This is a genomic window from Kitasatospora sp. NPDC056731 (genome assembly GCF_040687675.1).
GTDB lineage: Bacteria > Actinomycetota > Actinomycetes > Streptomycetales > Streptomycetaceae > Kitasatospora.
In genome coordinates this window covers 76667-96665 of sequence record NZ_JBFBNR010000027.1, presented here as the reverse complement: position 1 = coordinate 96665, position 19999 = coordinate 76667, and the positions used below count along the sequence as shown (strand labels likewise).

General features: G+C 74.5%; 14 protein-coding genes. 5 read left to right on the top strand and 9 right to left on the bottom strand.

Annotated features, from left to right (window positions below; all coding sequences use genetic code 11):
• Positions 1-79 precede the first annotated feature (79 nt).
• Positions 80-961, top strand: coding sequence for a hypothetical protein (locus AB0R04_RS25955; RefSeq protein ID WP_363375184.1), 882 nt, complete (start codon positions 80-82; stop codon positions 959-961).
• Positions 962-1165: 204 nt separating this feature from the next.
• Here AB0R04_RS25955 and disA read toward each other — a convergent pair whose 3' ends face one another.
• Both disA and radA read right to left on the bottom strand, forming a co-directional pair.
• Positions 1166-2224: a DNA integrity scanning diadenylate cyclase DisA gene (gene disA / locus AB0R04_RS25950; protein ID WP_063351299.1), complete on the bottom strand. Its 1059-nt coding sequence runs from the start codon at positions 2222-2224 to the stop codon at positions 1166-1168.
• A gap of 201 nt (positions 2225-2425) precedes the next feature.
• Positions 2426-3937, bottom strand: a complete 1512-nt coding sequence (gene radA / locus AB0R04_RS25945; protein ID WP_063348817.1) for a DNA repair protein RadA — start codon at positions 3935-3937, stop codon at positions 2426-2428.
• Positions 3938-4131: 194 nt separating this feature from the next.
• Here radA and AB0R04_RS25940 point away from each other — a divergent pair, with 194 nt between their 5' ends.
• Positions 4132-5997 (top strand): hypothetical protein, encoded by a 1866-nt coding sequence (locus AB0R04_RS25940; protein ID WP_363375181.1) that lies wholly within the window; start codon positions 4132-4134, stop codon positions 5995-5997.
• Positions 5998-6034: 37 nt separating this feature from the next.
• Here AB0R04_RS25940 and AB0R04_RS25935 read toward each other — a convergent pair whose 3' ends face one another.
• The 4 genes from AB0R04_RS25935 to AB0R04_RS25920 all read right to left on the bottom strand — a co-directional run bounded on the left by AB0R04_RS25935 (position 6035) and on the right by AB0R04_RS25920 (position 11798).
• A complete protein-coding gene (locus tag AB0R04_RS25935; protein ID WP_363375178.1) occupies positions 6035-7369 on the bottom strand; it encodes a DUF1254 domain-containing protein in 1335 nt (444 codons plus the stop codon).
• 93 nt (positions 7370-7462) lie between these two features.
• Positions 7463-8812 (bottom strand): DUF1254 domain-containing protein, encoded by a 1350-nt coding sequence (locus AB0R04_RS25930; RefSeq protein WP_363375176.1) that lies wholly within the window; start codon positions 8810-8812, stop codon positions 7463-7465.
• Positions 8813-9062: 250 nt separating this feature from the next.
• Entirely contained in the window at positions 9063-10112 is a 1050-nt protein-coding gene (locus AB0R04_RS25925; protein WP_063348813.1) for a family 2 encapsulin nanocompartment cargo protein polyprenyl transferase, read from the bottom strand.
• 264 nt (positions 10113-10376) lie between these two features.
• Entirely contained in the window at positions 10377-11798 is a 1422-nt protein-coding gene (locus tag AB0R04_RS25920; protein WP_363375173.1) for a family 2B encapsulin nanocompartment shell protein, read from the bottom strand.
• A gap of 378 nt (positions 11799-12176) precedes the next feature.
• On the opposite strand from AB0R04_RS25920, the gene AB0R04_RS25915 reads away from it, so the two are divergent.
• Entirely contained in the window at positions 12177-13256 is a 1080-nt protein-coding gene (locus tag AB0R04_RS25915) for an ATP-grasp domain-containing protein (protein ID WP_363375171.1), read from the top strand.
• A 98-nt stretch (positions 13257-13354) separates the two neighbouring features.
• On the opposite strand, the gene AB0R04_RS25910 is transcribed toward AB0R04_RS25915, so the two are convergent.
• The 3 genes from AB0R04_RS25910 to AB0R04_RS25900 form a co-directional block, all read right to left on the bottom strand.
• Positions 13355-13900 carry a methylated-DNA--[protein]-cysteine S-methyltransferase gene (locus AB0R04_RS25910; RefSeq protein WP_363375168.1) on the bottom strand — a complete coding sequence of 182 codons (546 nt, stop codon included), beginning with the start codon at positions 13898-13900 and terminating at the stop codon, positions 13355-13357.
• Between the two features lie 162 nt (positions 13901-14062).
• Entirely contained in the window at positions 14063-14296 is a 234-nt protein-coding gene (locus tag AB0R04_RS25905) for a hypothetical protein (protein ID WP_063348809.1), read from the bottom strand.
• A gap of 219 nt (positions 14297-14515) precedes the next feature.
• Positions 14516-15826, bottom strand: coding sequence for an MFS transporter (locus tag AB0R04_RS25900; RefSeq protein ID WP_363375165.1), 1311 nt, complete (start codon positions 15824-15826; stop codon positions 14516-14518).
• A 202-nt stretch (positions 15827-16028) separates the two neighbouring features.
• Between AB0R04_RS25900 and AB0R04_RS25895 the strand changes: the two genes are divergently transcribed.
• A complete protein-coding gene (locus AB0R04_RS25895; RefSeq protein WP_363375164.1) occupies positions 16029-16901 on the top strand; it encodes a hypothetical protein in 873 nt (290 codons plus the stop codon).
• Positions 16898-19969: a trypsin-like peptidase domain-containing protein gene (locus AB0R04_RS25890; protein WP_363375161.1), complete on the top strand. Its 3072-nt coding sequence runs from the start codon at positions 16898-16900 to the stop codon at positions 19967-19969. Before AB0R04_RS25895 ends, AB0R04_RS25890 begins: the two co-directional genes overlap by 4 nt.
• Positions 19970-19999: the final 30 nt, after the last annotated feature.

Sequence of the window (19999 nt, the reverse complement as noted above, 5' to 3'; positions counted from 1 at the left end):
TGGCGGATCATGTGAAGGAAGGGGCGACTGTGCGGTGTTGGTGCGTCAAGCGGCACACACAGTCTCGTAGAGTTTGGGCGTGCCCTCTCTGCGTCAACCCGTGGGACCGCTGCCGGCCTCGATCTACTGGCGTCGGCGCGTCGTCGTGCTCGTCGCCGTCGCGGCGGTCGCCGCCCTGATCGCCTGGCTGATGATCGATCAGGACGGGGGCGGTGACGGCGGCTCATCGAGCAAGGCCGCGCAGGCCGTTCCGTCCCAGAGCCAGACCCCCGCCCAGTCCATCACGCCCGGTGCGTCCCCGAGCGGCCCTGCGGCGCGCCCCGGCGGCGGCAGCGGCGGCAACGCGAGCGGCGGCCCGGTGGCCGGCTCCGGCGGCGGCGAGGTCAGCCTCAGCACCGGCGGCACCGGCGGCGGTGCCAACCCGGCTCCTGCCACCGGCGGGGGCACGGGTGGCGGTGCGGCGGCGGGCGGCGGTGCAGCCGGCGGTTCCGGCGGCGCAGGCGGCTCGGGCGGCGGCGCCCCGGTGGTGAACACGCCCGAGGTGATGGCGCTTCCGGTCTGCGCCTCCTCGCAGGTCACCCTGGAGCTGGCCAGCGCGCAGAACTCGTACCAGCCCAAGGACAAGCCGCGGCTCTCGCTCACCGTGAAGAACGCCTCCGGCGCCAACTGCCGGGTGGACCTGGGCCGGGCGGCCTCCGCGATCACCGTGACCGCCAGCAACGGCGACCGGGTCTGGTCCTCCGGCGACTGCCCGTCCGACCGCGGCAGCAGCTGGGTGCAGATCCTGGCCAACAACGGCCTGACCGAGACGTTCACCTGGGACCGCAGCCGCAGCAAGCCGCAGTGCGCCACCGCCGACCCGGCGCCCCCCGCGGCGGGCACCTACCTGGTGGTCGCCGACCTCACCGGGCTCTCCGGCGGCCAGGTCTCGGCGCGCTCCTCGATCCGCCTGGACAGCTGAACCCCACTCAACTCGACTCGACTCGAAGCCCCCGGCCGACGCGGCCGGGGGCTTCGGCACCTTGCGGGCCGGTCGGGGTGCGCCGGTCGGGGTGGCTCGGCGAGGGGTGACTCGACGGGGGGACTCGACGGGGTGCACGACGGCCCCCGGGGCGTTCCCCGGGGGCCGTGCGCGGCGGTGCGTCAGGTCGGACGTGGCGCCTGGTCAGACGTAGCGCTCCAGGATGGACGATTCGGCCAGCCGGGACAGGCCCTCGCGGACCGAGCGGGCCCGGGTCTCACCGACGCCCTCGACCGTCTGCAGGTCGTCGATGCTGGCGGCGAGCAGCTTCTGCAGGCCGCCGAAGTGTTCGACCAGGCGCTCTATCACCGTGTTGGGCAGGCGCGGGATCTTCGCCAGCAGCCGGTAGCCGCGCGGCGAGACCGCGGAGTCCAGCGACTCCGGGGAGCCCGAGTAGCCGAGCGCCTTGGCGACCGTCTGAAGGTCCAGCAGCTCGGCGTGGGTGAGCGCCTCCAGGTCGGCCAGCACCTCGTTGACCGTCCGGCCCTTCTTGGCGGCCCGCTCCGGGAAGTAGTCCCGGGCGACCAGTTCGCGCTCCGGCTCCACGCCCGCGATCAGCTCGTCCAGCTGGAGCGAGAGCAGCCGGCCGTCGATACCGAGTTCCAGCACGTAGCCGGCGATCTCGGTGGCGATCAGCCGGACCATCTCCAGCCGCTGGGCGACGGCGGTGACGTCCCGGACCGTCACCAGGTCCTCGATCTCCAGCGCCGACAGCGTGCCGGCCACCTCGTCCAGGCGCAGCTTGTAGCGCTCCAGGGTGGCCAGCGCCTGGTTGGCGCGGGACAGGACGGTGGTGGAGTCCTCCAGCACCCGGCGGGTGCCGTTGACGTACATCGCGATCAGCCGCATCGAGTGCGAGACCGCCACCACCGGGAAGCCGGTCTGCCGGTTGACCCGCTCCGCGGTGCGGTGGCGGGTGCCGGTCTCGTCGGTGGGGATGGTGGAGTCCGGCATCAGGTGCACACCGGCCCGGACGATCTTGGTGATGTCCTTGTCCAGCACCACCGCGCCGTCCAGCTTGCACAGCTCGCGCAGCCGGGTCGCGGTGAACTCGACGTCCAGGACGAAGCCGCCGGTGCAGATCGACTCGACCGTCTTGTCGAAACCGAGCACGATCAGGCCGCCGGTGTTGGCCCGGAGCACCCGCTCCAGGCCGTCGCGCAGCCCCGTGCCGGGTGCGATGGCACTGAGGGAGGCCCGCAGCAGGGCCTCCTCACGGGAGGCCTTGTCCGCCCCCCGGTCGCTGGCTGCCACGTGACTCCTCCGGTCGACCCCGTGCCGCGCGCCTCGCGCCGTGCGCCGGTCCGCGGTCTGTTGCTCTGTCGCTCAGTACCGCTCGGTACTGCCTTCTGGCCAATGAGACTGGGGAAAGTCTAACTGCGTGCGGCATCGACAGGGCTTGGGTCAGCGCAGTTCGTCGGAGTCGACCGGCTCCCAGCCCTCCATCAGCTCCTCCGGGTGCGCGACGACCCGGGCCGCGCGCGGGGCCGGCGGCGCCGACGGCGCCTCAGCACGCGCCTCGGCGCGCGGCTTGGCGGCGGCCCGGCGACGGCCCGGGATGGCCCGCAGCGCCTCGCCTATGTCGGCCACCTCGACCACCTTCATGCCCGGCGGCACCTTGCCCGGATCCGGCGGGACGAGGGCGTGTGTGAAGCCCAGCCGGTGCGCCTCGGCGAGCCGCCGCTGCACCCCCGTCACCCGCCGTACCTCGCCTGCCAGGCCGACCTCGCCGATCGCCACCAGGTTGCTGGGCAGCGGGGTGTCCGAGGAGGAGCTCGCCACCGCGAGCGCGATCGCGAGGTCGGCGGACGGCTCGCTCAGCTTCACCCCGCCCACCGTCGCGGTGTAGATGTCCTGCTTGCCGAGCTTCACCCCACCGTGCCGCTCCACCACGGCCAGGATCATCGCGATCCGGGGCGACTCCAGGCCCGAGGTGGTGCGCCGCGGGGACGGGATCTGCGAATCCACCATCAGCGCCTGCACCTCCGCCACCAGCGGGCGCTTGCCCTCCAGGGTGACGGTGAGGCAGGTGCCCGGGACGGGCTTGTCACGCCTGGTCAGAAAGAGGCCGGACGGATCGGCCAGGCCGACGATGCCCTCGTCGTGCAGCTCGAAGCAGCCCACCTCGTCGGTGGCGCCGTAGCGGTTCTTGATCCCGCGGATGAGCCGCAGCCGGGCGTGCCGGTCCCCCTCGAAGCTGAGCACCACGTCCACCAGGTGCTCCAGCAGGCGCGGGCCGGCGATCTGGCCGTCCTTGGTGACGTGGCCGACCAGCAGCGTCGCCATGCCGCGCTCCTTGGACACCCGGATCAGCGCGCCCGCCACCTCGCGGACCTGGGCCGGACCGCCGGGGGCGCCGTCCAGCTCGGCGGAGGCGATGGTCTGCACCGAGTCCAGGATCAGCAGACCGGGGTTGACCGCGTCGATGTGCCCGAGCACCGCGCCGAGGTCGGACTCGGCGGCGAGGTAGAGGTGCTCGGAGAGCGCGTTGATCCGGTCGGCGCGCAGCCGGACCTGACCGGCCGACTCCTCGCCGGTGACGTAGAGCGTGCGGTGCCGGTCGGTGGCGGCCTTGGCCGCGACGTCCAGCAGCAGGGTGGACTTGCCGACGCCGGGCTCGCCGGCCAGCAGGACGACCGCGCCGGGGACCAGCCCGCCCCCGAGCACCCTGTCCAGCTCCGGCACGCCCGTCGAGCGGGCCGTCGCGACCTGGCCGTCCACCTGGCCGATCGGACGGGCCGGCGAGCTGACCGGGCCCGCGGCCGTCGTCCGGATCGGCACCGCGCCGTACTCCTCGACCGTGCCCCAGGCGTTGCACTCCGGGCAGCGGCCGACCCACTTGGGCAGCTGGTTGCCGCACTCGGTGCAGCGGTACGCCGGGCGCGGCTTGGCGGTGGTCTTGGTACGGGCAGCCATGCGGCCCACCGTAGCGCCTGGGTCCGACAACGCCCTGCTCCACCGGAACCGGGCCCGAACTCCGCCGAAACCGGGCCCGAACTCCACCGGAACCGGGCCTAAACCCACACAGATGGGCGATGTTGTTACCCGAAAGAAGTACATACACGGCGAATGGCCGGGGTGCGCCGCCCGCCGTCTCTACCGTCGGACGGGTGACAACGCGTACTGAAGGGCCGCCGGCCGCCGTGCTGGCGGCGTACGACCGGCAGGTGGACGGCCTGTTCACCTACTGTCTCTCGGTGCTGTGCGAGCACGACGCGGCCGCCGGCGCCCTGCGCGAGGCCCGCGAGCTGGCACGGCGGCACGGCGCCCGGCTGACCGAGCCCGGGCTGGTCCGGGCCTGGCTGTTCTCGCTGGCCCGGTACTGCTGCCTGCGGCGGCTCGCGGACGGCGCCGGGCGGGACGCCGCGGCGGAGCCGACCGAGGCCGAGGCGGCCCGGCGGCGGCGCGAGCTGGCCTCGCTCGCCTGGCCGGAGGCGGCCGGCACCGACCCGGAGCAGCGCGAGGCGCTGGAGCTGTCCGTCCGGCATCGGCTGACCCCGCACGAGGTGGCGGCGGTGCTGGGCCTGCCGTTCGAGCGGACCCGCGCGCTGCTCGCCGCCGCCGAGGCGGAGGTGGCCCGGACCAGGGCGGCGCTGCTGGTGCTCGGGGTGGGCAGCTGCCCGGAGCTGGACCGGCTCGGCGGGGCCGGGGCGGAGTCCTGGCGGGACTGGGTGCTCGGCCCGGCGCTGCGCCGGGAGCTGGTGCAGCACGTGGTGGACTGCCCGACCTGCCGGGGGACGGCGGAGCGGGTGGCCGGCGAGGTGCCGGAGGGCGCGGCGGGGCTGTCCGGGCTGCCGTTGCTGGCGGCGCCCGCCCCGGCGCCGGTGCCCTCCCCGGCGACCTCCCCGGCGCCCTCGGGCGAGGGAAGCGAGGGAGCGGCGTACCTGCCGTCGGCGGCCGGTGCGGTGCGGCGGGCGGGGGCGGTGCCGGTGGCCGAGTCGGGGCTGCGGTTCGACCAGGGCGGCTTCCCCCGGCACCGGGCGCCGGACGCGGGCCGGGCACTGGCGGTGCGTCGGCGGGTGGTGACCACCGGGGTGCTCGCGGCCGTCCTGGCGGCGCCGGTGGTCGCCCTGTGGGCGGGGCACCGGAGCAGCGGGGAGGGGACGGCGGCCGCGGTGTCCACGGTGCGGGTGGAGGAGGCCGGGCGAACGGGCGGACAGCAGCCGAAGCCGTGGCCGACGGCGGGCACGGGGCTGCCGGGGGTGCCGGGGATGGAGTTGGCGGGTGCGGGGGCGGGGGGTGCAGAAACGTTGCCCCTCGGCTTTCCACGGCTGACCCTCCAGGGCCCGGCGGTCCCGGTACCGGCCCACGGGGCGACCCCGATCGGCAGTCCGACCCTGGTCGCCGCCCCCGCACCCGCCGTCGGCCAGGCATCCGCGCCCGGGGGCGGCCCGGGCGGAGCCGAACCGGCCCCGGCCGGGCTGCTCACCGTCGAGGCCGCCGAGTACGGCAGCCGGACCGTCCTCACCCTCACCGACTCCGGCACCACCGAGATCCATTGGCACGCCGTGACGGACGCCGACTGGCTGCGGCTCAGCCGCGACTCCGGCACCCTCGCACCGGGCCAGCGGATCACCGTGACCGTCACCGTGGACGAGGACCTCGCACCCACGGCGCACTGGACCGCCCGGATCGCGCTGCCGCCCTCGCAGGCGGTGGTCACCCTGGAGGGCGGACCGCACAACCGGGGCGGCTCGGCCTCCTCCCCCGCCGCTCCGGGGACGTCGGCTTCGGCGTCGGCGTCGGCCACGACGAACCCGCAGCCGAGCAGTTCCCCGCAGCCGTCGGTGCCGGCCACGGTGGCTCCGTCCCCGTCGGGGTCGCCGTCGTCCTCCGCTCCCTCGCCGTCGCCGTCCTCCTCGGCGTCGTCCTCGCCTTCGGCGTCGGCGTCGGCGTCGGCGTCGGCGTCCGCGCACCCGTCCTCACCACCGCCCTCGGGCACTCCGACGGGCACCCCGTCCCCGGCTCCGCACTGAGCGTCCGGCGAGCGACGCAGGCGGGCGGCGACGGCGGTCAGCTCCGGTCGATCGGCGGCACCCGGTAACTGCCGTCCAGCACGGCCGGCTTCGGCTGGTAGAGCCGGATGATCGGCCGGAACTCGCCGACCGGGGTGGGCAGCCAGTTGGCCGCCTCCACCTCGTCCTCGGGCTGCTCGTGCTGGAGCGTCAGGGTGAGCGAGCCGTCCGCGCCGTACACCAGGCCCGGGGTGCGGTCGCCGATCGTGTAGCGCTCGATCGGGTTGTCCACCAGGTAGTAGTCCGGCAGCGCGTACATCGTGACGGACCAGAACGCCTCGGCGGGCGGTGGCTGGTCGAACCGCAGCGTGTAGTGGTGCGCGCCGCTGAGCGGGCGGCCGCCGGAGTCGTCGTAGGTCATCGCGAACGAGGCCTCGTAGGCGTGGTTGCCCCAGAGGCCGGCCCGGGCGGCGGCGGCCCGGCTGAGGTAGCCGGCGCGGCGGTCGGGGATGCGCCACTCGGGGTCGTCGAGGGTGCCGGGGCCCAGGTGGTCGATGTTGTAGTCGAACAGGTGGAGCGCCGAGCGCCACTCGCCGGGCGGGTGGTCCTCGGGCGGGCGGGTGGCGTCCTCGACCCGTTCGCGGCCGGCGGCCAGGCCCTTGGCCAGCGCGAGGGTCCAGTCCGCGGCGGCCGCACGGTACGGCGAGGTGCCCTCGTCGAGCAGGCCGAGCGGGGCGAAGCGCTGCTGGTACTCGATGTCCGGACCGGCCGGCGGGAAGGCCTGCATCCAGACCCGGAGCCGTTCGAAGAAGGCCAGCCGCTCGGGCACCTCCGGATCGGGCTCGGGCAGTCCGGCGACCAGCCCGCCGGGCTCCAGCGGCTCCAGGGTGAGGGCCTTCTGGAGGGCCTTGACCCGACGGAGGTCGTCCGGCCCGGTGCAGGCGAAGCGGCCGACGATGGTCGCCACCGTGGTCGGCGCCTCGATCACCCGGGCCGGGTCGGACGGGGTGCCGTGCCAGCCGGGCGGGACGATCAGCCAGGTCTGCTCGCCGGTGCCGGTGGCACGGCTGCCGACGTAGGCGACGTTGTCCGTCCACGCGCCGACGACCTGCAGCACGTAGTAGGCGCCCGCGGTGTCCGGGACGCGCAGCACCTGCGGGCCTTCGGAGAGGTCGAGCTGGGCGATCGAGTAGAGGGTGTCGTTGTTGACCGAGACGAAGTGGTCCTTGGGCCCGGCCAGCCGGGTGGCGTGGCTGAAGTGGTTGAACGACGCCGCCGGCAGGGTGCCCAGGCCGCCCCGGGAGAAGCGCTCGACCATGGTGAGGTCGGCGACGATCGGGTAGCCGTAGACGTAGGCGTCGGCGGCCAGGGCCTCCAGCTCGGGGTGGTTCATCGGGGTGTCCTTCGTCCGGTCGGCGCGGTCTCTGCGGTGCGGATCTCTGTAGTGCGGATCTCTGCGCTGCGGGTCAGCTCGGGTCAGCTCGGGTCAGCTCGGGTCGAGCGGCGGGAGGTGCCAGCGGCCGTCGAGGACGGACCGGTCCGGGCCGTGGAGCCGGACGACGACCGTGAACGGGCCGTCCGGGGCGGGCAGCCAGTTGGCGGAGTGCTGGGCGTCGGCGGGCCGCTTGTGCCGGAGGTGGAGGGTGAGCCCGCCGTCCGGGTCGCGGACCAGGCCGAGGGTGCGGTCGCCGATCGCGTAGCGGTCCAGGGTGTTGTCGACCAGCAGGCGGTCCGGGAGCGCGTACATGGTGGCGGACCAGAAGTACCGGGCCGGCGGCAGGTCGTCCGGGCCGAAGCGGACGACGTAGTCGCGGTCGCTGGCGTTCGGCGGCCGGTTGCCCGCGCTGTCCGCCGCCCAACCGCCGCACCAGGCTTCCTCGGTGGGCAGCCCGTAGCGGCCGAGCCTGGCGCCGAGGGCCTGGCGGAGGAAGTCCCCGCCGATCCGCTCACGGGTGCCGAAGAGTGCGGCCGGGGTGGTGGGTTCGGATTCGGCGGCGGCGCGCTCCAGCCGTGCGCGGCCGTCCGCGATGCCGCGCTCGATCTCGGCCCGGACCTCGATCGGCAGCGTGGCGGGCTCGAACTCGCCGCGCCCGTCGACGCCGAGGTCGGTGAGGCGGCCGCGCAGGTCGAGCTCGGCGGGCGGCAGCTCGACGGGCCCGCGGAGCGGGAAGAAGCCGAGCAGGAAGTCGAGGAAGCTGAGGAACTCGACGGTGTCCAGCACCTCCTCGCGCCAGACCGGCCAGACCGGCTCCGGCGCGGGGGCGGGCGCCGGGGTGCCGGCGTACTCGTGCAGCGGGCGCAGCCGGTACTGCTGCTGGACGGCCTTCAGTTCGGCGATGTCCGCGGGGGTGTCGCCGGTGAGGTGGGTGCGGCCGAGGATGCCGACCAGACGGGTGGCGGTGCGGAGCACGCCCCGGATGCCGGGCGGGGGCTCGCCCTGCCAGTCGGGGCCGGCCACCAGGTAGTCGCCGGCCTCCTGGCCGGTGCTCCGGGCACCGACGAACCCGGCGTACACGGTGTCGAGTTCGTGCAGCGGGAGGACGTAGTAGCGGTCCGCGGCCGGGACGGACACCACCCACGGTTCGGCGCGCAGGTCGAGCCAGGCCCAGGAGTGCGGGGTGTCGTTGTCGGGGGAGGCGACGTCGGTGTCGGCCGGGGTGAACGGCTGCGAGCGGTGGCGGAAGACGCCGAAGCCGCCGACGTACCCCGGGTCCGCGTCGTCCAGTGCCTGCGCGTACAGGGTGCGGTAGTTCTGCAGGATCGGGTAGGCACGGATCCAGGCCTCGGCGGCGGTCGCGCGGATCGTGGCCGGGTCCACGAGTGCCGGGTTGGCCATGCTCGTCGCTCTCCCCAGTGCACGGAAGGCCGGCGGCGCAGGCGCGCACCGGAATTCGGACATACGAGTACATAGGGGATGCTATGCGGGGTGGGGCGGGTCAGCATGTCGGGTGGCCCGACGCTTCCCGGGCACCCGCCGGCCACCGGCTACCGGCTACCAGCGCTGACACGGGTACGGGTGTGGGTGCGGGTGCCGGGCCCGGAGTGGGAAGTCGGACCGGCCGACTTCCCACTCCCCACGAGCCCGGTCAGTGGCTGCGGCGGGTGACCAGTTCGGCCAGCACCAGCAGTTCGTCGGCCGCCGACGGCTCCGGGACGGCCGTGGCCAGCTGCGCCATCGCCGCCGCCATCCGCTCGCAGGACTCGCCCTGCGCCCAGCCGCGGCCGCCGGCGCCTTCGACGGACGCCGCGCACTGCGCCAACTCCTCAGGGCTGAGCTGGCGTTCGAGGGCGTACAGCCCGGCGAGCCGGGCCCCCTCGGGGGTGCCGGAGCCCAGCGCCGCGACCACCGGCAGCGACTTCTTCCGGGCGACCAGGTCCGCGCCCACCGGCTTGCCGGTCACCGCCGGATCGCCCCAGATGCCGATCAGGTCGTCGATCAGCTGGAACGCCAGGCCGATCTCCCGGCCGAAGCCGTCCATCGCCTGCGCGGCCTCCTCCGACCCGCCGCCGTACAGGGCGCCCATCGCGCAGGCGGCGCCGAGCAGAGCGCCGGTCTTGGCCTCCGCCATCGCCAGGCACTCGGCGAGCGAGACGTCGCTGCGCTGCTCGAAGGCGCAGTCGATCTGCTGGCCCTCGCACAGCTCGACCACGCAGTCGGTGAGCCGTCGGACCGAACTCCGGGCGGCCGGGTGGGCGTCCTCGGCGAGCAGGCGCAGCGCCAGCGAGTGCATGGCGTCCCCGGCCAGGATGGCCTCGGTGGTGCCGAACACCCGCCAGGCGGTGGGCCGGTGGCGGCGCGTCTCGTCCCGGTCGATGACGTCGTCGTGGAGCAGCGTGAAGTTGTGCACCAGCTCGACGGCGGCGGCCGCGGCGGTGGCCTCGGCGGTCGTGCCGCCGAGCGCCTGGGTGGCGGCGAGGACCATGGCGGGCCGGATCGCCTTGCCGGAGGGGGCGTCGGCGGGCGAGCCGTCCGCCTCCCACCAGCCGAAGTGGTAGCCGGCGACCTTGCGCATCGCGCCCGGCAGTGAGTCGACGGCGGCCCGCAGGACCGGGTCGACCAGGTTGCGGGCCCGGGCGAGGACGTCCGCCGCCTCGTTCCCCTCTTTGTGGTCCCGCTCCAGTGTGGAGCTCGTCATGGGTTTCTCCCCCTGTCGGCCTGCGGTGAGGCGGCCTGGTGTGAGGTGCCGGTCGTGGGTCGGCCGACCCGGTCGGTGGCCGGGTCGGCCGACGGCCGGCCCGCTTTCCGGACGTGCCGCGGCGCGCCGCCCGGCCGGGGTGTGGGTGCCCCGGTCGGGCAGCGTGGAATTCGGACCGGCTCCGGTCGGTCGGTGCCCGGGCCTGGGCGCGTGCCCGGATATCGCGCGCCCGGCCGGAATGGTTGAGACTCGCCCGGACAGGGCCTAGCGCTGTGCGACGTCCACGTTCTCCAGGACGCCGACCGCGTCCGGGACCAGAATCGCGGCGGAGTAATAGGCGCTGACCAGGTAGGAAATGACGGCCTTGTCGTCGATTCCCATGAACCGCACCGAAAGGCTCGGCTGGTACTCGTCCGGAATTCCGGTCTGGTGCAGGCCGACGACGCCCTGGTTGTCCTCGCCGACGCGCAGCGCCATGATCGAGCTGGTGTGCCCGCCGATGACCGGGATCTTGTTGCATGGGAAGACCGGCACGCCGCGCCAGGCCGTGACGTGCTTGCCCTCGACCTCGACCGTGCCGGGGACGAGGCCGCGCTTGTTGCACTCGCGGCCGAAGGCGGCGATGGCCTTGGGGTGGGCGAGGAACATCTTGGTGCCGCGGCGGCGGCTGAGCAGCTCGTCCATGTCGTCCGGGGTGGGCGGGCCGGAGTGGGTCTGGATCCGCTGGTCGTACGCGGCGTTCTCCAGCAGGCCGAACTCGGGGTTGTTGACGAGCTCGTGCTCCTGGCGCTCGCGCAGCGCCTCGATGGTCAGCCGGAGCTGGTGCTCGGTCTGGTTCATCGGCTGGTTGTAGAGGTCGGCGACGCGGGAGTGCACCTTGAGGATGGTCTGCGCGACGCTCAGCTCGTACTCGCGGGGCTTGAGCTCGTAGTCCACGAAGGCGCCGGGCAGCTCGTACTCGCCCCGGTGCCCGGCGGAGAGGTCGATCGCGGCCTCGCCGTGCTTGTTCTGCGCCTGCTGGAAGCCGTTCAGGTACTCGATGACCTGCAGCTGCAGGGCCTCGGAGCGGTCGTGGAGTTCCTGGAAGGCGGGCCAGGAGAGCGACATCACGGTGCCGGAGGTGGCGGCCCGGACGGTGTACGGCCAGGTGCCCTCCTCCTGCTGGAGGGCCTCGTCGCCGAGGTGGTCGCCGTCGGCGAGGGTGCCGACCACCGTCTCCTCGCCGTACTTGCCGGTGCCGAGCCGTTCGAGCTTGCCGTGCGCGATGAGGAAGACCTCGTTGATCGCCGCGCCGGCGGAGACCAGTACGTCGCCGGCGGCGAACTCCCGCTGCACGAAGCGCCCGGCCAGCTCCGTCAGGACGGCCTCGTCCTGGAAGCCGTGCAGCACCGGCACCTCGGCCAGCGTCGGCGGGACGATCCGCACCTCGGAGCCGGTCTTGACGAAGCTCACCCGACCGCGGCCGACCGAGTGGCGCAGGCGGCGGTTGACCCGGTAGGTACCGCCGGACACCTGCACCCAGGGCAGCGTCTTGAGCAGCCAGCGCGGGCTGATGCCCTGCATCTGCGGCGCGGACTTGGTGGTCGTGGCGAGGTTCCGCGCACCCGCCGTGCTCAGACTCTGCTGCTGCCGGATCTCCGGTTGCGCGCTGGGCGCGGGAACACCGGCATTGGTTTCGGTCGACATAAGGGGAGCCCTTCGCATGCCCGATGAAGTGTCGCCTTGCACATTCATGTTGCAGCTTCATGGTGGGCCCATTCGGGTGCATGCCGCAATCACTCATTCGAGTGGTTCGGGATAACCGAACAAATAGTACGACTGGATCACCCGATCGATATCTGTTCGATTGATTATTCGAACTTATCGGGAATACCGCCTCCCATCTTCCCCCATCGGCACCCCCTCCGTCGCCACCCCTTGACACCCGGACACCCGGCACCCCTCCCGTCCAGGCCCGGGGAGCCGGCCGCTAAGGTGCCACCTCACAGGGCCGCCAGGCCAGTTGACGAGCACGGCCGACCACGAGCCCTGACCCTTCGTCACCCCATGCCCTGGGAGGCAGTCTTGACAGCCCCCGTCCGTGTCTGGCTCAACCGCACCTACGCCGAGAACGTCTTCTTCATCGAACAACTCCGCACCGCCCCTCGCCCGGTGACGGTCCACGCGACCCACGCCGACCCCGACTCCCCGGTGCTCGCCGCCGCCGACCACGGCACCCTGGAACCCGCCGACCTGCCCGCCGACGCCTACGTCGGCTACGCGCTCGACTACTGCGCCCGGCACTCCATAACCGTCTTCCTCCCGCAGCTGCACCAACTCGCCATCGCCCTCGCCCGGCCGGAGTTCGAGGCGATCGGCACCACCCTGCTCTGCCCGCCGGCCACCGCCATCGCCACCTACACCAGCAAGGCCGACGGCTACCGGGCGATCGCCGCCGCCGGACTGCCCACCCCGCCCTGGTGGCGGGTGCGCACCGCCGACGAACTGCTCGACGCCGTCGGCCGGATCGAGGCCGCCGGGCACACCGCCTGCCTCAAACCCACCACCGGCGCGGGCGGCACGGGCTTCCGGGTGCTCACCCGGGAGCCGTACGGGCCACGGCGGCTTCACGGCTGGGACCACCGGGTCCAGGTCGAGCAGGTGGCCGCCGCCCTGTCCGCCGGACCGGGCGCGGGGGACGAGGGGGACGAGCCCGTCGACCTGCTGGTGATGCCCTACCTGGACGGGCCGGAGGTCTCGGTGGACTGCCTCGCCGACCGGGCCGGCCACCCGCTCACCGTGGTCGGCCGCACCAAGGAGGGCCGCCGCCGCGGCTTCACCGCCGACCCGCGGTACCTGGAGCCGGTCCGGCGCCTGGTCGGGGCGAGCCGGATGGCGTACCTGTCCAACATCCAGTTCCGCGAACTGGCCGGGCGACCGGTGGTGATCGACGTCAACACCCGGCCCGCCGCCGGGCTCCACCAGCTGCGGCTGTGCGGCCTCAACCTGCCCTGGGACGCCGTCCGGCTGGCGCTCGGCGAACGGCCGGAGCCCACCGGGGTGGATCCGGACGTGCACGGCGTCGAGTACACGCTGGTCTCCGGCATCCAGCCGGTGCGGCCGCGCCGGGCGCCGGCCCCGGTCTCCCTCGTCCGGCAGCGGTAGCCCGGACCCGACGGCGGGCGGCTCGTGCGATGCTCACACGTGGCTCACACGTGGCTCATACGGGGCTCGGTGCGGCCGCGCGGACGGCAACCCCGGTGCTACAGCGGGCCGTTCCAGTCGAGCGTCGGCTCCAGCACGCCCTCCAGGGTGAGCAGCCAGCGCTTCACGTCGATCCCCACCCGGCCGCCGCCGAAGCCGCCGATCCCGTCCGCCGCCACCACCCGGTGGCAGGGCACCAGCAGGGCGACGGGATTGGCGGCCATCATCTGGCCGACCGTCCGCGCCGCCAGGCCGGGCTCGGCCACGCCCTCGAACACCCCGCTGAGGGCCGCCAGTTCGCCGTAGGTGATGGTCCGGCCGTACGGCACCTCCTGCCAGAGCGTGCGCAGCACGGTGCGGTGCGGGCCGGAACTCAGGCTCCAGTCGATCGGCAGGCCCAACTCACGGCTGCGGCCCGCCAGATAGGCGCCGATCCGGTCCCGGACGGCGGCGGTCTTCGACGCGTCGGTGCACGGCGGCAGTTCGCCGTCCCGCCCGCCGTACCCGGCCGCCGCCACGCCCAGCGGCGTCACGGCGATGTGCATCGGGCCGCTGGGCAGCGGCGTCTCCACGGTCAGCCAGGACATCGACCAGGACTGCGGCACGCTCGGGCCCCCACCCTCCGCCGGACCGGCCGCCGGCCACTCCGGCGCCCGCGGGGCGCGCGACCTCCGCCCGCCCCGCACGCCATCGTACGGCGGGCGGGGCGGCGCGCCTTCGGCGTCGGCGGGCACCGGGGCCGTCGGCTGCGGCGGGCAGCGGGGCCGTCAGCGCCGCCCCTTCAGCTCGGCCGCGAGCGCCCGGGACCAGTGCGACAGCTCGGCGCGGTCCGGCGCCCGGCCCTCGCACAGCAGGGTGAGCTGCGCGTCGTTGATCCGGTTCGGCCCCGGGATCTCCAGCAGGTACGCCAGCTCCGCCAGTACGGTGGCGAGCCGCTCGGCGTCCGTGCGGTCCAGGGTGGCCGCGGACTCGTGGTGGCTGATGGTGAGCGAACCGGGCATGGTCAAACCTCCTCCGTCCACCCCCGCTCCCTCCACGGTACGACCGGTCCGGCCGCGGCGCCCGCCGCGGGCGGCGGGGGTGCGGCGGCCGGACCTGGTCGCGCTCCGGGGCCGGCCGGGTACGGTGCGCGGTGGGCCGCACCGGGGGCCGGGGGTGCGCCCCGGAGCCGTTCGGGGGCGGGTGGTCGGCGGAGCCTGGAAAGGTCGGACCAGCACGGGTCAGGGCGCGCTTTCCCGGTCGCCGTGGCGCCCGTCCTCGCCGTGCCGGCTCCCTTCCCAGCGGCGGTTCCGAACCGCCGGCACCGCCAACACCACCGTACCGGCCACGAGTTGCCAGACCGCACCGAGCAGCAGCACCTTGTCCACGCCGATCCGGTCCGCCGCCGGTCCGGCCGCCGCCAGCCCGAGCGGCCCCAGCACGAACGCGCCGAGCGCCCCGAAGGAGTTGACCCGGCCGAGCACCTCCGGCGGCACCCAGCTCTGCATCGTCGTGCTGACCAGCGTCCCACTGACCGCCGAGCCGACCCCCGCCACCAGCGCGCCCGCCACCACCCACGGCAGCGGCGCACCGGCCGCGAGCGCGGCGGAGGGCAGCGCCCAGGCCAGCGTGGCCACGGTGGCCACCGCGAGCGGCCGCTCGGGCCGGCGCCCGAGCATCACCAGCCCGCCCAGCACCGCGCCGACGCCGTACACCCCCATCACCAGGCCCCAGGCCCGGGCGCCGCCGAGGTCCCGCTGCGCGGTGAGCGGGCCGAGCACCAGGAACGGCGCCCAGACCAGCAGGTTGAACAGGCCCATCTGGACGGTGGTGATCCAGAACCACGGCCGAGAGGCGAACTCCGACCAGCCGGCCCGCAGTTCGGCGAGCATCGGCTGCTCGCCGCCGGCCGCGTTCGCCGCGCGGTCGGGCAGCCGGAGCCTGGCCAGGGCGAACGCGCCGACGCCGTACGTCACCGCGTCGGCCAGCAGGACCACCGCCGGTCCCTGCGTCGCCGTCACCAGACCGGCCGTCGCGGGCCCGGCCACCGTGGCCACCGAACGGGCCAGCCCCAGCAGGGTGTTCGCGTCGGCCAGGAGCTCCTTCCGGCGCACCAGGCCGGGCACGATCGCCCCGAGGGCCGGCAGGAACAGCCCCTCCCCGATCCCCCACACCGCCACCAGCGCGACCATCGCCCAGACCGGCGCCCGCCCGGCCGTCAGCAGCGCGGCGAACACCGCCTGGACGAGCCCGCGCAGGACGTCCGAACCCAGCATCACCCGGCGGCTGCCGAACCGGTCCGCGATCACCCCGCCGGCCAGCAGCACCAGCACCACCGGCAGGATCCGGGCCGCCATCACCCACCCCAGGTCGGTTCCACCGCCGCCGTCGTCGAGCACCGCGAAGGCCACCGCCACCGGCGCCATCGAGGAGCCGAGGAGAGAGGTTGAGTAGCCGACGAAGAACCACGCGAAATCGCGCTCGCCCAGCACGGCGAGCCGGTCTCCCAGCCGCCGGCGGCGGGCCGGGATCCGTTCCGCATCCACTGCCATGGGCGGCAGTCTGCCCCCGGACGGGAACGGCGTTCAAGGGTTTCCGGGGAAAAGTTGAGTCTTTTGGCCTCAACATTTCGCACCCCGCCGACCGCCGCAGTAAACGGCCTCAGAAACGGCTGTTCACCTGCGATTTACTGCGCTTCGTGGATAGCCTTCAGGAGTCCGGCCCGAGTTGATTTACTGCGGAAGAAGCCCCGACATGGCAGAGCTCCCCCCGGTCGAGTACGCCGTCGCCGTCGAGCGCTACCTGGCCGCCTCCGGGCTCGCCGAAGGCTCCCGGCGGATCTACCGGATCGCCCTGAACACCTGGGCCTGGGCCCTCGCCGACCGCCCCGCCCCCACCGGCCCCGACCGGCGGCGCGCCCGGCCGCCCGTCCTCCCGCTCGCCCTGCTCGACCACCCGGACGCCGCCCGCCGCCTGCGCACCGCCGCCGACCGCCGCCGCGCCGACACCGACCCGCGCACGCTCAACCGCGAACTCTCCACCCTGCGCGCCGCCGTGGCCTGGTGGCGGGCCCAGCACTGGCTCGACGACGACCCCACCACCGACCTGCACCCCGGCCCGCGGCCCGGACCGACCGTCGCTCCCCTGACCCCCGACGACCTGCGCGCCCTCTTCGCCCTCCGCGCGCCCCTACGCGAACAGTCGCTCTGGCACCTGCTCCACGAGTCCGGCGCCGCCATCGACACCGTCCTCGCCCTCGACACCGACGACCTCGACCTGCCCCGGCACCGCACCCTCCACCGGCCCGGCCGCACCCCCGTCCACTGGCAGAGCGGCACCGCCCGACTGCTCCCCCTCCTCGTCGCCGGCCGCACCACCGGCCCGCTCTTCCTCACCGACCGCCGCGCCCCCGCCGGCACCCCCGCCTCCGACCGCTGCCCCCACACCGGCCGCGCCCGCCTCTCCTACCGCCGCGCCGCCGAACTCCTCACCACCCACACCGCCCCCTTGACCCCCGGCGCCCACGGCTGGACCCTGCGTCAACTACGCCCCGGTGCACCTCCGTCACTGGATTCCGACGGCCGGGCACGACACCCTGGCACCCCCGATCGAAGGGACCCCGCGTGATCCCCGACAACGAGACCCGGCGGCGCCGGGAGGCCGTCAGCCGACTCGCCACGGAACAGGCGGTGCTGATCGAGACCGCGGAGAGCTCCGGCACCGGCTTCCTGGTCGCCCCCGACACCGTGCTGACCTGCGCCCACGTCGTCCGCTCCGACCCGCACCCGGCGGTGACGGTGCACGGGCGCACGCTCCGAGCCGAGGTGATCGCCCGGGAACCGCGGCAGGACCCGGACGGCGGCATCTACGCGTACCCGGACCTCGCGGTGCTCCGCCTCCCCGAACCGCTGGACACCGCGGGCGTCTGGCTCGCCGATCAGGTGCCCCCCGGCGGCTCGGACGTGATCGTCCACGGATTCAGCGACGCGACCCTGGACGCCGGCACCCACCGGGACACCCTGTACCTCTCCGTCGTCGGCCGCTCCGGCGAAGCAGGCCACTTCGTCCGGCTCAAGAGCGACCAGGTCGTCCAGGGGTTCAGCGGCAGCCTCGTGCTCGACCCCGCCACCGGACGGGTGTGCGGAGTGCTCAAGACCTCCCGCGACGAGACGGCCGTCCTGGGCGGCTGGATGGTCCCCGTCGACGCAGTGCGGACCTGCTTCCCCGAACTGGCCCGGCGCAACGGACTCGGCCACCGGCCCGGCACGGCCTGGTACGACCTGGCGATGGACCGGGCCGGGCGCCAGGTCCGGCTCTTCGGGGCGTACGGGCACCACCGCCCCCGCCAGACGCCCCGGCCGACCCCCGCCCAGCTGCTGACGCAGGGCGCGATGCCCTTCGTGGACCGCCCGGAACTCGCCGAACTGCGGGCCTGGTGCGCCGACGAGACCCCGCTGCTGCTGCGCCTGCTCCACGCGCCGGGCGGCTCCGGCAAGACCAGGCTCGCCGCCGAGCTGTGCCGGCTGATGGCCGAGGACGGCTGGCTCGCGGGCTTCGTGCAGCGCAGCAGCCTCGCGGGACCGGGGTGGCTGGACGAGCTGACCACCGCCCTCGACGACGGTCTGGCGGTCCTCGCCGTCTTCGACTACGCCCAGGCCCGGCTGGAGGACATCCGCACCCTGGTGGACCACGTCTCGCGGTTCGGACCCGAGCAGCCCCGGCTGCGCCTGCTTCTGCTCGCCCGCACGGCCGAGCCCTTCTGGCGGGCGCTGCAGAGCGGCGTCGACGACTGGGCGCTGGCCGACGCCAGCGTCGTGGAACTCCCCAGGACGATCCCCTCCGCCACCTCCATCCCCTCCCCCGCCGGGGACGCCTCGCCCGCCGCGCTGGTCGTCTCGGCCTTCGAGGTCTTCGCCCGACGACTCGGCCACGACCGCCTGCCCGTACCGAGGAGCCTTCCGTCGCGCGCCGGGCGGGAGGACTCGCTGCTCGGCGTGCTCGCACTCGCGCTGGACGCCGTCCTCACCCTCGCCCGGGGAAGCAGCTGGTCCGGGCACGGCGATCCGCTGGAACGACTCTGCGACCACGAGGTCCGGGTCTGGCACGCGCAGCTCACGGCGTGGCTGCCCGCGGAGCCGGCCCTGGCCGGCGAGGCCGGCCGACTCCTGGCGGAAGGGCTCCTCCTCGTCCCGGTCCTCGCCCCCGGACGGCGCTCGGACCGGCTGATCGCCCTGCTGGAACGGGTCCGGGCCGAGGCGTTCCCCCACCAGCCGCCCCTCAACATGAACGTCGTCAACGCCCTCCTGCGCATGCTCTACCCGGCCGAGGACGGCCTGGTCGCCCCCGTCGGCCCGAGCCGGATCGGCGAGATCCTGGTCCGCCGGGTGCTGAGTACGCCGGAGAGTTCGGGACGCTCCGAGGAGTACCTGCTCGCCCTGCTGGACCCGCCGCACCCCGCCTCGCCTCAGGAGCGGATCGCGGCGGCCACCGAGACCGTGGAGATCCTCGCCCGCGCCCGCGGCTGCACCGGGGTGGGGCGGGTCGTGGACCACCCCGCCCACCCGGCCCTGGACGCCGCACTGGCCCGGAGCATCACCGAGCGGCCCGACGCGCTCCTGCCGGCCCTGGCCGTCAACGGCGCCGTACTGCCGCACGCCGAACCGCTGGCGGCCCTCATGCTGCCCGCCGTGCAGGCGTGCGAACCGGACGTCCTCGCCGCCGTCGAGAGCCGGCTGCCCGGCTACCCCTCCAGCATGTCGCCGGTGGCGGCGCTGGTCCTGAAGCGCCTGTTGGACCAGCCGGACCCCGAATTCGGCGAGGAGGACCAGCTGCGCAGGCTGCGCCGCCTCATCAGCTACAGCCTCCGGCTCGACGAGACCGCCCCCGGCGGGCTGGCCCCGGACGGACTCGCCGCGGACGGCGTCCGCCCCGGCGACGGCGACTCGGCGCTGACCGCCGCCCAGCAGGCCGTCCGCCTCAGCCGGGACCTCGTCCGGCAGACCGGCCGCCACCTCCCCGAGTACGCGAGGGCGCTCCACAACGTGAGCCTCCTGCTGCACCGCGCCCACCGGACCGAACCGGCGCTCGAACACGCCAGGTCGGCCGTCGCCCGCTACGAGGAACTCCTCGCCGGGGCGGACGGGGACGACACCCTGCGCCAGACGTACCTCCTGGACACCGCGACGGCGCTGAGTACCCTGGCCCTGGTGCGGATGGAGGACGGCCAGGTGAGCGCGGCCCTCGACGCGGCCGCGCACGGCGTCGAACTGTGCGAGGAGGCCGAACCGGGATCCCGGCAGGACGACACCCTGCTGACCTGCCTCCAACTCCTCGCCCGGTGCGGGCAACTGGCCGGCCGGCCCATCGAGGCGGTGACGGCCGGCTACCGGGCGCTCGCGCTGCTGCGCGAGCTGGCCGACCAGCAGCCCGGCCGCTACCTGGTCAGGCTCCCGGAGGCGTTGCACCGGCAGGCGATCGGCCTCGTCCGGGCCGGACGGGACGACGAGGCGTACCGCGCGCTGCGGGAGGCCGCACAGCTGCGGGCCGCCCTTCCGCCCGGCGACCGGCAACGGCTCGCCGCACAACGGTCCTCGCTGCGAATGCTGGTCCAACTCTCCTCGGAGATAACCGAGTTCACCGACGAGCGCGCACACTGGGTGGAGCAGCTGGCGACCATGGGCAATCATGGCAGGTGAGGCCGCCGCCACCTGCGGCCCTACGACGGC

What these genes read in the sequence shown, in the direction of transcription:
- AB0R04_RS25920 (WP_363375173.1), bottom strand. Translation starts at nt 11,798, where the DNA reads ATGTCGACCGAAACCAATGCCGGTGTTCCCGCGCCCAGCGCGCAACCG.
- radA (WP_063348817.1), bottom strand. Translation starts at nt 3,937, where the DNA reads ATGGCTGCCCGTACCAAGACCACCGCCAAGCCGCGCCCGGCGTACCGC.
- AB0R04_RS25905 (WP_063348809.1), bottom strand. Translation starts at nt 14,296, where the DNA reads ATGCCCGGTTCGCTCACCATCAGCCACCACGAGTCCGCGGCCACCCTG.
- AB0R04_RS25895 (WP_363375164.1), top strand. Translation starts at nt 16,029, where the DNA reads ATGGCAGAGCTCCCCCCGGTCGAGTACGCCGTCGCCGTCGAGCGCTAC.
- AB0R04_RS25925 (WP_063348813.1), bottom strand. Translation starts at nt 10,112, where the DNA reads ATGACGAGCTCCACACTGGAGCGGGACCACAAAGAGGGGAACGAGGCG.
- AB0R04_RS25930 (WP_363375176.1), bottom strand. Translation starts at nt 8,812, where the DNA reads ATGGCCAACCCGGCACTCGTGGACCCGGCCACGATCCGCGCGACCGCC.
- AB0R04_RS25935 (WP_363375178.1), bottom strand. Translation starts at nt 7,369, where the DNA reads ATGAACCACCCCGAGCTGGAGGCCCTGGCCGCCGACGCCTACGTCTAC.
- AB0R04_RS25900 (WP_363375165.1), bottom strand. Translation starts at nt 15,826, where the DNA reads ATGGCAGTGGATGCGGAACGGATCCCGGCCCGCCGCCGGCGGCTGGGA.